The organism is Noviherbaspirillum sp. (assembly GCF_035654295.1).
Classification (GTDB): Bacteria; Pseudomonadota; Gammaproteobacteria; order Burkholderiales; family Burkholderiaceae_D; genus Noviherbaspirillum.
In genome coordinates this window covers 19,321-33,603 of record NZ_DASRXF010000086.1, presented here as the reverse complement: position 1 = coordinate 33,603, position 14,283 = coordinate 19,321, and the positions used below count along the sequence as shown (strand labels likewise).

Below are 14,283 nucleotides of genomic sequence, written 5' to 3'. Positions count from 1 at the left end.
ATCAACCAGATCGGCACCCTGACCGAGACCTTCGCCGCGATCGAGATGGCCAAGCGCGCCGGTTACACGGCGGTGATCTCGCACCGTTCCGGCGAGACCGAGGACTCGACGATTGCCGATATCGCGGTGGGCACCAATGCGTTGCAGATCAAGACCGGTTCGCTGTCGCGTTCCGATCGCATGGCCAAGTACAACCAGCTGCTGCGCATCGAGGAAGACCTGGCCGACATCGCCAGTTATCCGGGACGCGGGGCGTTTTACAGTTTGCGGTGAGGGTGCGTGGATGGGGACGATTAGAGGCGCGGTGGGTTTCGCTGCGCTCTACCCACCCTACGGTTCTTTATAAAGGACGGTAGGCTGGGTAGAGCGCAGCGAAACCCAGCAAGCAAATAAAGAACCGTAAACCAGGCAAAGCCCAACGAACCCCAGCGCGCGACAAGACCTACTTCTTCACCTTACCCTCTTCCTCGTCCTCCTCCGGCTCCTCGCTGATCGCCAGGTTCAACCCGCCCGCCGCCGCCTCCCCATCCTTTCCACGATTCGCCCGCAGCTTGATCTGCAGCCGCAGTTCATTTGCCGAATCCGCATTACGGATCGCTTCGTCGTAACCGATGAAGCCTTCGTTGTAGAGATCGAACAAGGCCTGGTCGAAGGTGCGCATACCCAACTCCCTGGACTTGGCCATGGTTTCCTTGATGCCGTGGAACTGCCCCTTCAGGATCTGTTCGGCGATGGTCGGTGTGTTGAGCAGAATCTCGATCGCCGCCTTGCGCCCCTTGCCGTCTTCGGTGCGCACCAGGCGCTGCGAAATGATGGCGCGCAGGTTGGCCGACAAATCGCCCAGCAACTGCGCGCGGCGTTCCTCGGGGAAGAAGTTGATGATGCGGTCGATGGTCTGGTTGGCGTTGTTCGCGTGCAGCGTGCCCAGGCACAGGTGGCCGGTCTCGGCGAAGGCGATCGCGTGCTCCATCGTCTCGGTGTCGCGGATTTCGCCGATCAGGATCACGTCCGGCGCCTGGCGCAGCGTGTTCTTCAGCGCATGGTGCCAGCTCAGCGTATCGACACCAACCTCGCGGTGCGTGATCAGGCAGGATTTGTTCTTGTGCACATACTCGACCGGGTCCTCGACGGTGATGATATGGCCGGAGGAGTTGGCATTGCGGTGATCGATCATCGCCGCCAGGGTGGTGGACTTGCCGGAGCCGGTGCCGCCGACGACCAGCACCAGGCCGCGCTTGGTCATGATGACGTCCTTCAGGATCTCGGGCAGCTGCAGCTTTTCGAAGCTGGGGATCTCGGCCGCGATGGTGCGGATCACCATGCCTGCCTGCTGCTGCTGGACGAAGACGTTCACGCGGAAGCGGCAGACATTGGGCAGCGAAATCGCGAAATTGCACTCGAGCTCGGCGTCGAACTCGGCCAGCTGCTTTTCATTCATCAGCGACTGCGCCAGTTTCCGTGTGACTTCGCCGGTGAGCTTCTGCTGGCTCAGCGGCTTCATCGCGCCCTGGTGCTTCATGCTGGGCGGGAAGTCCGCCGAAATGAAGAGGTCGGAACCGCCCTGCTGGTGCATGACCTTGAGCAGTTGGTGCATGTATGCGCGCGCTTCTTCGAGGCCGAAGGTGGAGGACATGGCTGCCTTTCTTGTACAGATCGATGTGCCATTATCTTTCCGCGAGGCTAGTGACGGCAAGGAATTTGTCCGGAAAAACCACGCATGCACGCTTGCAAGAATTACATGCAACGTGTGCAAAATGCGGGGACGCCTTCTACCCACTTTTTACGCACTTACAAGGCAGTCTGCAGTTTTTTCCCCCTTCCCCGCCCCTCTGCCCCCTGCAACGCCTGTTAACACTCCGTCATCGCTTGGCATACCGTTTGCTGCATCACCTGGCAGCCATAGAAAGGAGGTTCGATGCAACGCGTCGCGTTTTTTCATGAACGCAATTGCGCATCCTGCTTGCCGTCGCAGAGGCGTTTCCTTCTTTAACTGTCCTGTCCGCAAGGCTTCACGTGCGGATTCCGTCAAATCCAGTCAAGGAGCGATTCATGGATACAACCAATACTTCGACTTCCACCGTAAAACCAGGCAACGGCAGCGACACCATGTCCACCGCCTCACAAGCCACGAGGGGAACGATGAACGAGATGAAAGGCACGACGCAGCGTTCGGCAGCCACCTTGCGCAGCGAGCTCTCGAGCCTGAAGAACGACCTGGATGCGCTGGTCAACCGTTCTGCCAGCATGTCCGACGATGAACTGACACAGGCCCATACGCAGCTCATGGCCAAGTTCAGTTCCGTGCGCTACGCCGCCAAGGGCATTGCCAGCGAGGCGACGCGCCAGTTGAACCGCGGCATGGAGAGCACGACCGAGTATGTGAAGGACAAGCCGATGCAATCGGTCGCCGTCGCCGTAGGCACCGGCCTGCTGCTGGGCCTGCTGTTCAAGCGCCGCTAGCCCCCGGCAGACCGCTGATGTCCCGCAATCTCGCATAAGGAAGACCCTCATGTTCTCAGCCCTACACAAATCCAGGCAGCTCTACCTGATCACGCTGGAGCGCGTCGGCGATTACATGGACCTGCTGCGTGTCGAGTTGAAGATCCGCGAGCACAACCTGGCGCTGCGCATCGCGGGCTTCGCCGTCGCCGGACTGTTCGCCTTGCTGGCGACGATTTTCCTCGGCATCGCGATCATCGTCAGCTTCTGGACCTCGGAATACCGGGCGCTGGCGGCATGGTTCGTGGTCCTCCTGTACGGCGCGATCGCGGGCGTCAGCCTCAACATGTGCCTGAAGCATTTCCGTTCGCCGTCGCTCACCACGACGCTGCGCACGGAATTCCAGCGCGATATCGACGTCATCAAGGAAGCCCTATGAGCGGTCCATCACTGGAAGAAGAACGGAAGGCCATCCTGGAGCGAATGCAAATGCGCAGAGAAAGCTACCGGCGCGCGCTCAACGGCGGCGCCGACCTCGATCAGATCCCGGCCGACCCCATGGCCACCCGGGCATTGCCCGCGGCGCATGCCCAGCACGTATACCCGACGCACCGGCCCGTGCCCACACGCTTCCCGCGCAGCACCCTGATGCGTGTGCTCATGGACCATCCGGTCCTGTGCGCGCTGGGCGTGGCGGCGCTGGTGGCGATCGGGCCGCGCCGTATCGTCCAGACCGTCGCCACGGGTGCGACGGCGATCGGGACTTTGACGGCAAACAATCAAACGAACGTCGATCTGCTCGGCAAGGTCTTAACGATGGCAGGGGCGTACGTGCAAGGTCGCACCACGGACCAGCCTTCCTGATCATCGGAGCGTGCCGGCCTGGTGCGGCGGTGCGGCAGTTTCGGGAGTATCTGGTTTTACTTGTTCAATGAAAGGAAAAAATCATGAAAAAGATCGTTACCGTACTCAGTATGATGATGTTCGCCTTCAGCCTGTCCGCCTGCAATACGATGAAGGGATTCGGCAAGGACGTGGAGCGCGGCGGTGAAAAGATGCAAGGCGCCGCCGAGAAGCAGCAGAAGCAGTAAGCGCGTCGATTCGCCCTCCCCGGCTGACGCTGCTCCCCTCTTCCGAGGAAAGGGGAGCAGCGTCGTTTGCGCTTTTGGTTCCGAGGGGTGCATGGTGGGTTTCGCTGCGCTCTACCCACCCTACGGTTCTTTAAAGCATTGGCGGGTTTCGCTGCGCTCTACCCACCCTACGGTTCTTTATAAAGGACGGTAGGGTGGGTAGAGCGGAGCGAAACCCACCAGCCCCGTAAAGAATTGCAGGGTGGGCAGGGCGCAGCGAAACCCGCCAGCCATAGCCGCATCCCCATCCCTACGTCTTCGGCTTCGGCTGCTCCACCACATCCTCCACATACAACAGCTTGACGGCCACCATGCCGGCGGCGATCAGCGGCGACGCCAGCACCACGCCCAGCGGTCCGGCGAGCGCGGCAAGCAGCAGCGTCCCGAAGATCACCAGCGCCGGCGGCAGGGCCACGGCGCGCTGTTCCACCAGCGGTGTGAGGAGGTAGTTCTCGGCGGACTGGATGCCTACATACAGCAGCAGGACATAGAACGCGAGCTGGGGGTCGATATTGAACGAGATCAGCAAGGGTGCGGCGGCGGCGAGGATCGGCCCGATGTAGGGCACGAACTCCAGCACGCCGGTCAGCACCCCGAGCGTGAAGGCGAGGGGCACCTCCAGCCACCAGAGCCCGATGCCGGCGGCGAGGCCGACGACCGTCATCGTCACCAGCCGGCCCACCAGCCACCAGCGCAGGACGTTGCCGATTTCATCCATGACTTCGTAGGCGCGCGGCCGTCCCCTGCGCGGCAGCATGTGCATGACTCCGCGCTGGTACAGCCGGGGCTGTGCCGCGAGGTAGATGCCGATGAATAGCGCCACTCCGGCGCCGCCGACGGCCGAGACGGTGGAGCCGATCAGGCCCCGGGCGCGCCCCAGCAGCTCGAAGTCGAAGCGCATGCGCGACAGCTCGATGATCATCGGCTGCAACGGCTTGGCCCATTCGTACTGGCGTATCCACTGGCGCATGCGCGCCATGGAGCGCGGGAGCGTTTCCAGGAGCTGGCCAACCTGCTCGGCCATGGGAACCGCAAACAAGACCACCAGCAGAATGATGAACAGCCCGAGCGCGGTGATCGACATGCCGAGCGCCACGCTTTCGCGCAGCCCGGCGCGCTCCACCAGCCAGTTGGTCGGCGCGCGCAGCAGCACCGCGGTCAGGATGCCGGCGAACAGGACGAGGAAGACGTCGCTGGCATACCAGATTGCGGTCAGCATCAGCCCGGTGAAGATGATCAGGCTGACGACGAGGATCGTGCGACGGAAAAAGTGCGAATCGCTGAACTCCTGGGGCTCCGGCTGCAGGCGATAGCTCGCGCGGCGGTCCGGGATGACGCGCCGGTCGCCGCGCGGGGCTTCCTGGATTCCCGCGCCCGGCCGGACAGGGGGCGTAAGAACGCTGGCGCTGGCGCCGGCGCCGCGGTCCATGCTGGTCGCCATGGTTACCGTGCGCCGCTGCCGGCGGCAGCTTCGCCACCGCTGCCGCTGCCGGTGGAAGTGGGCGGGCCGCCCGCTTCGGCCACCTGCTGCGGCCATGAAAGGATGGAACTCGCCACGCGCGACTGGGGCGCGCTGCCCGCGACGCGGACCGTCTTGTTCAGCGTATAGCCTGCCGCTTCGGCACGCACCTTGTAGGTACCGCCCTTGGGCAGGTCCACCAGCAGGATGGGGGAATCGCAGGCGAGCTGCAGCACGTTGTTGCCGCGCGCATCGCTGATGTCGACATCGACGTCCGCGAGATAGGCGCCGCTGCGGGTGGCAAAGGTCAGCATCAGGTCGTAATCCCGCGCCTGGGCTTTCATGAAACGGGATTCTTCTTCGCCCACACCGCCGCACAGGTAGGTCACGTCATCCTGCGTGACCGGCTTGAGACGGGCAGTCGGCGACGGCTCCGGCGGCAGCGCGGCGCCGGGCTCCGCCAGCACGGGGCTGGACGCGCCGGACGAAGCGTCGCCGGAACCGGATGCCGAGGACGCCCCGGAAGAGCCGGCTTCGGCCGCCGGCTGCGGAGTGGAATGCACCTGGGCCAGGGCAGGCAGGGAGACTAATCCGAGGGTGATCAACAGGCTCGATATTGTTTTCATGGTGGAACCTCCTTGGTCGAGTTCAACAGGGGAACGCGGCAGCGCGTGTTCCGCGCAACAAGTGATTCATGCAGCATCCATGCCCGTCCGGGCAATGCCCGCAGCATCGACGCTTGCGAGACGGAAAGAGCGGCGGCGGGTGGAAAGAGATGCTCGCGGTGGAAACTTTTACATGCCCCATGCAGTCACTATGCCGCAGCACGGCTTCCGGAAAGCGCACCGCTGTCTGGCACCGAAAATGCTATGCGCTAGTCACTGCCGCTGAAGTCGTGCGGCCGCGTGTTTGAAACGGAAAAAACGCTTCCCGTGAGCCAAGACATCCTGCAGTTGCCCGTCAAGATTCTCCCGCAGCCGGACGAGACCACCTGCGGCCCGACCTGCCTGCACGCCGTCTATCGCTACTGGGGCGAAGACGAATCGCTGACCAGGGTCATCGAGCGCACCGGCAGACTGGAGCATGGCGGCACCTTCGCCGTCTTCCTCGCCTGCGACGCCTTGCGCCGGGGGTACAAGGCGACGATCTATACCTACAACCTCACCGTGTTCGACCCGACCTGGTTCACCGAGCCGGGAGTGGATATCGCCGAGCGGCTGCAGCGCCAGCGCGAGCTCAAGATGGATTACCGCCTGCAGCACGCCACCACCGGCTACCTGGAATTCCTCGGCCTGGGCGGACGCCTGCGCCTGCTCGACCTGTCGCGCTATCTGATCCGCGGCATTCTGCGCCGGCGGTTGCCGATCATCACCGGCCTCAGCTCGACTTATCTGTACCGGGTTGCGCGGGAGTACGGCCCGGAGGATGAACCCGACGATGTGCGCGGCCTGCCGTCCGGCCACTTCGTCATCATTGCCGGCTACGACCGCCAGCGCCGCAAGGTGCGGGTCGTCGATCCCTATCAACAGAATCCTTATGCCGGCACGCAGGAGTACTGGCTGAGCGTAGACCGGGTTGTCAATGCGGTGCTGCTGGGCATCGTGACGCACGACGCCAACCTGCTGATCATCCACCCGCGGTGTCCGCCGCGACAGGAAGTACCATGAATATCCTATTCGTCGTCAGTCAACAGCAAGATTGGCCGAGCGACATCCCGGGTGTCACCGTGATACCCGCCGAAACCTACCTCATGGACCCCGCCTACGGGGATATCGGATCCACCAAAGTTTTCAACCTCTGCAGGACCTACCGCTACCAAAGCCAGGGCTATTACGTTTCCCTGCTGGCCGAAGCGCGCGGCCACCAGCCGGTGCCGGACGTGCAGGCGATGAAGGACTTGTACGCCGGCGGCACGGTGCAGGACATCGCCGAACGGCTCGGCAACCTGATCGATTGTTCCTTCGCCCGCAGCACTGAGGATGTCGCCGATCTGAACATTTACTTCGGCCGCGACCCGGAAGGCAGGCACCCGCACCTGAGCGAGCAATTGTTCCGCTCGCTGCGTTCGCCGGTGCTGCACGCCCGTTTCGAACGGGCCAACGGGAGCTGGCACCTGTGCAGCATCTATCCGGGCAGCATCCGCGACATTCCGGAGCACCACCAGGAATTCGCCGCGCGCGCCGCGATGGATTACCTGAAGGAACAGAAGATACGCACCAGCACCCCGGCCACGAAGAAGCCCTCTCTCGCCATCCTCCACGATCCGTACAGAAACGCCTCGCCGTCCAATCCCGAGGCGATGCAGAAGTTCGTCGAGGCCGCCGCACTACTGGGCATGACGGCCGAGCTGATCACGCCGAAGGATGCACGCCGCGTGGCCGATTTCGACGCCCTCTTCATCCGCGACACCACCAACGTCGACCATTACACCTATGAGATATCGCGCCAGGCGGCCGATGCGGGCATGGTGGTGATCGACGATCCGGATTCGATCCTGCGCTGCACGAACAAGATCTACCTGAACGAGCTGCTCACGCGCCATCACATTCCCACGCCGCGCACGATGGTCGTGCACAAGGGGAACGTGGACCAAATCGCGGCCACCCTCGGCCTGCCCTGCATCCTGAAGCAACCCGACGGTGCTTTCTCACAGGGCGTGGTCAAGATCGAATCGGAGGAAGCGCTGCTGGACAAGGTCAACGAGCTGCTGAGGGAATCGGAACTGGTGCTGGCACAGGAATACCTGCCCACCGAGTTCGACTGGCGCATCGGCGTGCTCGACCAGCGCCCGCTGTTCGTGTGCAAGTACTACATGGCGCCCGGGCACTGGCAGATCATCAAGCACGAGCACCACCGCATGTCGGAAGGCCGCACCGAGGCGCTGTCGATCGGCGAGGTGCCGGACGAGGTGGTGAAAATCGCGCTGCAGGCCGCCAACCTGATCGGCGATGGTTTCTACGGCGTCGACCTGAAGCAGGTCGGCTGCCAGTACTACGTGATCGAGATCAACGACAACCCGAACGTCGATGCCGGCAACGAGGATGCGGTGCTGTCCGACGCGCTGTACCGCGAGGTGATGGGCGTATTCCGCAAGCGCATCGACGCGAGGAAGGGAAACACATCGATATGAGCGAGGACGAGCCTCCGTTGCTGCACGCCTTCATGGGCTGCGGCATCGAGCTGGAGTACATGATCGTCGACAGCGACCGGCTGTCCGTGATGCCCGTCGCCGACGCCTTGCTGCGCGAACCCGACGGCACGCAGGAAAACGATATCGTGCGCGGCAGGATGGGCTGGTCCAACGAGCTGGTGCTGCACGTGCTCGAAGTCAAGAACATCCGCCCGTCCGCCTCGCTCTGCCTGCTCCCGGATGCCTTCCAGGGCGAGGTGCAGGAAATCAACCGCCGCCTGCAATCGCTAGGCGCGCGCCTCATGCCTGGCGCCATGCATCCCTGGATGGACCCGTGCACCGAAACGCGGCTCTGGCCGCACGGCAACGAGGAAATCTACAGCGCCTACGGCCGCATCTTCGACAGCCGCAGCCACGGCTGGGCCAACCTGCAGAGCATGCACATCAACCTGCCCTTCGCCGGCGACGAGGAATTCGCGCGCCTGCATGCGGCCATCCGCCTGGCGCTGCCCATCCTGCCCGCGCTCGCCGCCAGCTCGCCCTTCGCCGATGGGCATGCGACGGGGTGGATGGACTTCCGCATGCGGGTCTATTGCGACAACGCGGCGCAGTTCCCCTCGATCGCCGGCCTCGTCATACCGGAAACCATCACCAGCCGCACCGCCTATGAAGACCGCATCCTCGCGCCGATGTACCGCGACATCGCGCCGCATGATCCGGACAAGGTGCTGCAGCACGAATGGCTGAATTCGCGCGGCGCCATTGCCCGCTTCGACCGCAACGCCATCGAGATCCGGGTGCTCGATACGCAGGAGCATCCGCGCGCCGATCTCGCGGTGGCGGCGGCGGTGATCGATCTCGTGCACCGGCTTTACCGCGCAGGCACGCTGGTCGAGCAGCAGGAAATGCCGACCGCAGCGCTGGCGGCCATCCTGCAGGACTGCATCCGCGATGCCGAGCGCGCGGAAATCGCCAACGCGGCGTACCTGCGCCTGCTCGACTTTCCCGGCGGGCGCTGTACCGCCGGCGAATTGTGGCGGCACCTGATCGCGCGCATGATGGCCGGCGACCCGCGCCACGTGCAGCACTGGGCCGCGCCGCTGCAGACCATCCTCGCCCACGGGCCGCTCGCGCGGCGCATCCTGCGCGCCGCGGGCGCCACGCCTTCGCAGGCGCAGCTGCATCAGGTGTACCGCCGCCTGTGCGATTGCCTGCAGACCGGCCAGCCCTTCCTGCCCTGAGGACAGGTTGCCGGTGCGCGACTTCTTTCTGATCACTTGCGAGCATGGCGGCAACCGCGTGCCCTCGCGCTACCACGACTTTTTCCGCGGCCATGAACAGTTGCTGCACACGCATCGCGCCTATGATGTCGGCGCGCTGCGCCTGGCGCGGGAATTCGCCGCCGCGCTTGGCGCGCCGCTGGTGGTATCGACCGTGAGCCGTCTGCTGATCGACCTCAACCGCTCGCCCAGCCATCCCAAGCTCTATTCCGAAGCCACGCGCGATGCGCCGCAAGACATCCGCGCGGAAATCTTCCAGCGCTACTACCTGCCCTACCGCATGAAAGTGGAAACACAGGTGGCGCAGGCGGTGGCAGCGGGCATGCGCGTGGTGCATGTTTCCTGCCACAGCTTCACGCCGGAACTCGCCGGCAAGGTACGCACGGCGGACCTCGGCCTGCTCTACGATCCGGCGCGCGCGCCGGAAGCCGGACTGTGCCGCCGCTGGCAGACGGCGCTGAAGGTATATGCGGCCGCGCTCAAGACGCGGCTGAACTATCCCTACCTCGGCACGGCCGACGGCTTCACGGTCTACCTGCGGCGCCGCTTTCCCGCGGAGTCGTATCTCGGCATCGAACTGGAGATCAACCAGAAGCATGTGCGCGGCGGCGGCGAGCACTGGCGCGCGGTGCGCAACGCGGCCATCGAAGCCTTTCACGACGCGGCGCCGCGGGAGAAGGCAAGCTCCAGCCAGCCTGAGCTATCATCGTCGTTCCGATTTCAAACATGACGAGGAGCCGCCATGCACTTTCTGCTGATCTACGACCTGGTGCCCGATTATCTCGACCGGCGCGAAGAGTTTCGCAATGAACACCTTGCGCTTGCGTGGGATGCGCACAAGCGCGGCGAGCTGGTGATTGCGGGGGCGCTTGCGGAGCCGGCGGACCGTGCGGTGCTCTTTTTCCAGGCCGGCTCGCCGGACGTTGTGGAAGCGTTTGCCAAGGCTGATCCGTATGTCATCAACGGGCTGGTGGCGCGGTGGCAGGTGCGGCGCTGGAATACCGTGGTGGGGGAGACGGCGGCAACGCCGGTGCGTCCCTCGTGAGCGACACGGCACGCTTTTCGGCCTTGGTGCGTCCGGCCGGCCTGCGGTTCGACGCGCCGGCATCCTCTCCGCTGCTGACTGCCGCGCGGCAGGCCGGCATAGAACTGCCCGCGTCATGCCGCAACGGCACCTGCCGCACCTGCATGTGCCGGCTTGCGAGCGGGCGCATCCGCTATCGCATCGATTGGCCGGGGCTTACGCGGGAGGAAAAGGCGGAAGGGTTCATTCTTCCCTGCGTGGCTTATCCGGAGTCGGATGTTGAGCTGGAGGTGCCGGCGTTTCGGGGGAAGGTTTCCGGTTGAACGACGCTGGATTCCGGCGTCCGCCGGAATGACGGGGGTAAGGAAGGTGTGTGCTATCTAAGCGGCCCGCATGCGGGCGCCTCGGCCGAATTCCCCGCTTCCTCTCACCTCGTCATTCCGGCGAAAGCCGGAATCCAGCGTCGTTCATCCGGTGAAGGCATGGGTGCGCCACACGCCACTGGATTCCGGCGTTCGCCGGAATGCGGTGGGATGGGAGTGGGGTGCGCAACCTGAGAGCCCGCATGCGGGCACCGCACTCTGATCCCACACCTTCCCCGCCCCCGTCATTCCGGCGAAAGCCGGAATCCAGCGTCGTTCACCGAACCCGCCCAGCAATCAACCCGTAATCACCAGCTGATTATTCACCGCCTGCACCCCGTCCACCCCGCGCGCCAGCGATTCGGCCTTGCGCCATTGTGCAAGCGACTTGACCTCGCCCTTGAGCGTGACCTTGCCCTTGCTGGTATCGACATTGATCTTCATCGAGGCGATGTCGGGATCGCCGGCCAATGCAGCCTTCACTTTCGCGGTGATGGCAGCGTCGTCGACAACCTGGCCGGTCGACTTCTGCGTTCCGTCCTGCTTGCCGGACATGCCCGCGCAGCCGGCGGCGAGGACAGCGGCGAGCAGCATTACGGGCAGCGCGTATTTCTTGTTCATGTCAGTCCCCTCGAATGTGCATTGCCTTTTTCGACTTTGACGGCAGCGGCGAGGTTTCCGCGAGGATGACAAAAATGCATCGCGGTTGAGGTGCAACAAGCGGGCCACGCTTGTAATTCCTGCTGCGTGCAGCAGGAATTACAGCGTTCAGACGTGTCTGACGCGCGCGTTCTGCAGGAACCATCCGCGCGCCAGCCGCGCCACCACTTCCAGACTGCCCGGTTCCTCGAAGGAATGGGTGGCGCCGGGAATGATTTCCAGCCGCTTCTTGCACCGCAGGGAGGAGTACACCACGCGGCTGACGCTGACCACCCGTTCGTCGAGGCTGCCGGCGATCAGCAGGGTCGGCGCAGTGACACGTGGCAGGCAGGTGTGCGCGGCCATATCCGCCCGGCCGCCGCGCAGTACGATGGCGGACACTTGCGACCCAAGCTTGGCGGCGAGCTGCAGTACCGCCGCCACGCCGTTGCCCGCGCCGAACAGCCCGACCGGCATGCTGCCCGCGGACTGGTGCTCGCGCAGCCAGTCGCAGGCCGCTTCCAGCCGCAGCGCTAGCCTGTCCGGTTCATTGCCGCCCTCCCCCTGCCGGGAAAGGTCGAGCCAGAAGGTGCCGAGCCGCGCGTTGCGCAGCACGGTGCCGACATAGTCGATGGGCGGCTTGACCCGGTAGCCGCTCCTTCCGTCGGCGAGCAGGACGATGCCTACCGGGTTGTCGGGGAGCCAGAGCACCCCGTCCATGGCGCCGTGCGGCGTCGGTATCGAAACCTGCTCGACGTTAGTCGATAAAAACATTATCCGTCTCCTGGGCGCGATGCCCATTGCGTCCAGTGCGCACTGCGATGCAAGCGAGGGGGAGTAAAGCAGGATGGGTTGGGGGCAGCGTGCATGCGCTGCCCCGTCGGCCTGCTGAGAACATCGCGTCCATCAGCCATCGTGCGCGTGCCTGAAGTCCAATCTTGTCGCGGTGACGCAAGCTCCATGCCACCCGGTATCGCGCTGCAGCAGCAAGCTCATGGGAGCCAGGTCTGGTTCTCGTCGGCGGGTGGTGTCATGCGCTTCTCCAGCGGCGCGATCGCCGGGCCTTCGATCACCGCGCCGTCGCAGGTGAAGCGGCTGCCGTGGCAGGGACAGTCCCAGCTGCGCTCGGCCTGGTTCCAGTGCACGATGCACTTCAGGTGCGTGCAGACCGGCGAGAGCACGTGCAGCTGGTAGGCGTCGTCGCGATACACGGCCAGCTTGTCGCCGGCGAGGTCGACGATGCGCCCTTCCCCGCGCGGCACTTCCGAGAGCTGCGTGACCTCGCCGCCCTTGATGTAGTCCTTCACGTAGTAGCTGGCGACGTTGAGGTTTTCCCTGAGGAAGGTGCCGGCAGACTTGAGCGGCGTGAAGCGGCGCGGCGTGTAGAGGTCGGCGAAGGGGTTCTGCCGTCCCGCAATATGGTCGGCGATGAGCATCGCGGCCAGGGTGCCGAAGGTCAGCCCGTCGCCGGCAAAGCCCGTCGCCAGCAGCAGCCGTTCGGAGCCGATGCTCGGGCCGATGTAAGGCAAGTGGTCCGCCGCCTTGTACTGCTGCGCCGACCAGCGGTATGCCACCGGCCCGGCGTCGAAACGCGATTGCAGCAAGCTTTCCAGCTTGTGGTACGACGCTTCCGGGTCTTCCTTCTGGCCGGTCTTGTGCTTGTCGCCGATCATCATCACCCAGGCCTCGCCGTTCATCTCGAACAGCCGCGTCGAGTCGGCCTCCGGACCGGTGCTCCAGAATATCCCTGCGGCGATCTGCCTGCGCAGCAGGGGGGCGGCGACCGCGTATTCGCGGTAGGGCCCGAGCTCGGTCTGGATGGCATTGAATCCCTTGGGGGTGTGCGTCGCCATGACGATGCGCTCCGCCTTCACCGTCCGGCGGCCGGCGGTCACCGTGCCGCTTTCCTCATCCACGGCCGTCACCGGCGTATCCTCGAAAATCATGCAGTTCCCGGAGTGGATGATGGCGGCGAGCTGCTGCACATAGCGCAAGGGATGGAATTGCGCCTGGCCGGCCACCACCAGCCCGCGGTGGATTTCGTAGGGCAAGGGGATGTCGGAGGTCACCCGCGCCTCGAGCCCGGCATCGCGCATGCACTGGTACTCGCGGTCGATCACGGCATTGCTGTCGGGCGAGGCGTCGACGCTGTAGAGCACCCAGGGCTGGCGGGAAAAATTGCACTGGATGCCGAAGCGGCGCGTATTTTTTTCAACCAGGTCGACCGCCTGCCGGCGCGAATCGACCATCCGCCACACCTGGTCGTCGCCCCAGCGGGACGCCAGTTTGTGCAGCGGTTCGGCGACCATCGCATAGAGGTTGCCGGTGGAATTTCCGGTCGTTCCCATGCCGACCCTGCCGGCTTCGAGCACGGCTACGCGCCGTCCGTCGGCCGCGAGCAAGGCAGCCGTGGTGACGCCGGTGATGCCGCCGCCGATGATGGCGACATCGACCTCCAGGTCGCGGGCCAGCGGCGGGAAGGTGGTGCGGCCGGCGCTTGCGGTCCAGATCGATCGTCGATCCGGCCCGGCGTCACGCGTGTCGCTGGTGTCCATCGTTTCTCCTGGCAGGACGTCTACATCATGCCCGGCTTGGGCTGCGCCGGGCGTGCCGGCAGCACGAGGTGGGCGCGCGAAATCTTCCCGTCCTCGGTGACGGGGCGCGGCGGCGAATGCGGCGGCCTCGGGTTGCCCGGCCCTTCGCCGCAGCCGGCGAGCACGAGCACAGCGCCGGCGAACGACAGGCTCCGGAGCAGGGAAGAGACCGTATTTCCGCGGGATCGATTCATGATCGCACCTCTGGCGTCTGTTGCGTTTCTCG

17 protein-coding genes and 1 pseudogene are annotated in these 14,283 nt (G+C 64.5%); 11 read left to right on the top strand and 7 right to left on the bottom strand.

Going from position 1 to position 14,283, the window contains the following annotated elements; genetic code table 11:
• Nucleotides 1–273: pseudogene (eno, locus tag VFF99_RS09325) on the top strand (phosphopyruvate hydratase); the annotation flags it as partial.
• Between the two features lie 169 nt (nt 274–442).
• Here the strand turns inward: eno and VFF99_RS09320 are convergent.
• Nucleotides 443–1,633 carry a PilT/PilU family type 4a pilus ATPase gene (locus VFF99_RS09320; RefSeq protein ID WP_325017171.1) on the bottom strand — a complete coding sequence of 397 codons (1,191 nt, stop codon included), beginning with the start codon at nt 1,631–1,633 and terminating at the stop codon, nt 443–445.
• Nucleotides 1,634–2,049: 416 nt separating this feature from the next.
• Here VFF99_RS09320 and VFF99_RS09315 point away from each other — a divergent pair, with 416 nt between their 5' ends.
• The 4 genes from VFF99_RS09315 to VFF99_RS09300 all read left to right on the top strand — a co-directional run bounded on the left by VFF99_RS09315 (nt 2,050) and on the right by VFF99_RS09300 (nt 3,530).
• Entirely contained in the window at nt 2,050–2,460 is a 411-nt protein-coding gene (locus VFF99_RS09315; RefSeq protein WP_325017169.1) for a DUF883 family protein, read from the top strand.
• 49 nt (nt 2,461–2,509) lie between these two features.
• Complete coding sequence (locus VFF99_RS09310) at nt 2,510–2,878, top strand: phage holin family protein (protein ID WP_325017167.1); 369 nt, start codon at nt 2,510–2,512, stop codon at nt 2,876–2,878.
• Between the two features lie 44 nt (nt 2,879–2,922).
• A complete protein-coding gene (locus tag VFF99_RS09305) occupies nt 2,923–3,303 on the top strand; it encodes a hypothetical protein (protein WP_325017165.1) in 381 nt (126 codons plus the stop codon).
• Nucleotides 3,304–3,386: 83 nt separating this feature from the next.
• Nucleotides 3,387–3,530 (top strand): entericidin A/B family lipoprotein, encoded by a 144-nt coding sequence (locus VFF99_RS09300; RefSeq protein ID WP_325017163.1) that lies wholly within the window; start codon nt 3,387–3,389, stop codon nt 3,528–3,530.
• Between the two features lie 289 nt (nt 3,531–3,819).
• Here VFF99_RS09300 and VFF99_RS09295 read toward each other — a convergent pair whose 3' ends face one another.
• Entirely contained in the window at nt 3,820–5,010 is a 1,191-nt protein-coding gene (locus VFF99_RS09295; RefSeq protein ID WP_325017161.1) for an AI-2E family transporter, read from the bottom strand.
• A 2-nt stretch (nt 5,011–5,012) separates the two neighbouring features.
• The gene (locus tag VFF99_RS09290) at nt 5,013–5,654 is read right to left on the bottom strand and encodes a hypothetical protein (protein WP_325017159.1); all 642 of its coding nucleotides are present in this window, start codon (nt 5,652–5,654) and stop codon (nt 5,013–5,015) included.
• A 306-nt stretch (nt 5,655–5,960) separates the two neighbouring features.
• On the opposite strand from VFF99_RS09290, the gene VFF99_RS09285 reads away from it, so the two are divergent.
• The 6 genes from VFF99_RS09285 to VFF99_RS09260 are packed head-to-tail and all read left to right on the top strand — an operon-like array spanning nt 5,961 to nt 10,785.
• Nucleotides 5,961–6,695, top strand: a complete 735-nt coding sequence (locus VFF99_RS09285; protein ID WP_325017157.1) for a hypothetical protein — start codon at nt 5,961–5,963, stop codon at nt 6,693–6,695.
• The gene (locus tag VFF99_RS09280) at nt 6,692–8,158 is read left to right on the top strand and encodes a RimK family protein (protein WP_325017155.1); all 1,467 of its coding nucleotides are present in this window, start codon (nt 6,692–6,694) and stop codon (nt 8,156–8,158) included. The genes VFF99_RS09285 and VFF99_RS09280 overlap by 4 nt, the downstream gene beginning before the upstream one ends.
• Entirely contained in the window at nt 8,155–9,399 is a 1,245-nt protein-coding gene (locus VFF99_RS09275; RefSeq protein ID WP_325017153.1) for a carboxylate-amine ligase, read from the top strand. The genes VFF99_RS09280 and VFF99_RS09275 overlap by 4 nt, the downstream gene beginning before the upstream one ends.
• A gap of 13 nt (nt 9,400–9,412) precedes the next feature.
• Nucleotides 9,413–10,168 carry an N-formylglutamate amidohydrolase gene (locus VFF99_RS09270; RefSeq protein WP_325017151.1) on the top strand — a complete coding sequence of 252 codons (756 nt, stop codon included), beginning with the start codon at nt 9,413–9,415 and terminating at the stop codon, nt 10,166–10,168.
• Nucleotides 10,169–10,180: 12 nt separating this feature from the next.
• Nucleotides 10,181–10,483, top strand: a complete 303-nt coding sequence (locus tag VFF99_RS09265) for a YciI-like protein (protein WP_325017149.1) — start codon at nt 10,181–10,183, stop codon at nt 10,481–10,483.
• Nucleotides 10,480–10,785: a 2Fe-2S iron-sulfur cluster-binding protein gene (locus VFF99_RS09260; RefSeq protein WP_325017147.1), complete on the top strand. Its 306-nt coding sequence runs from the start codon at nt 10,480–10,482 to the stop codon at nt 10,783–10,785. The genes VFF99_RS09265 and VFF99_RS09260 overlap by 4 nt, the downstream gene beginning before the upstream one ends.
• A gap of 336 nt (nt 10,786–11,121) precedes the next feature.
• Here VFF99_RS09260 and VFF99_RS09255 read toward each other — a convergent pair whose 3' ends face one another.
• The 4 genes from VFF99_RS09255 to VFF99_RS09240 form a co-directional block, all read right to left on the bottom strand.
• A complete protein-coding gene (locus VFF99_RS09255) occupies nt 11,122–11,445 on the bottom strand; it encodes a BON domain-containing protein (RefSeq protein WP_325017146.1) in 324 nt (107 codons plus the stop codon).
• Nucleotides 11,446–11,592: 147 nt separating this feature from the next.
• Nucleotides 11,593–12,237, bottom strand: a complete 645-nt coding sequence (locus VFF99_RS09250) for a dienelactone hydrolase family protein (protein WP_325017144.1) — start codon at nt 12,235–12,237, stop codon at nt 11,593–11,595.
• A gap of 218 nt (nt 12,238–12,455) precedes the next feature.
• A complete protein-coding gene (locus VFF99_RS09245; protein ID WP_325017142.1) occupies nt 12,456–14,018 on the bottom strand; it encodes an FAD-dependent oxidoreductase in 1,563 nt (520 codons plus the stop codon).
• 20 nt (nt 14,019–14,038) lie between these two features.
• Nucleotides 14,039–14,251: a hypothetical protein gene (locus VFF99_RS09240; RefSeq protein ID WP_325017140.1), complete on the bottom strand. Its 213-nt coding sequence runs from the start codon at nt 14,249–14,251 to the stop codon at nt 14,039–14,041.
• Nucleotides 14,252–14,283 lie beyond the last annotated feature (32 nt).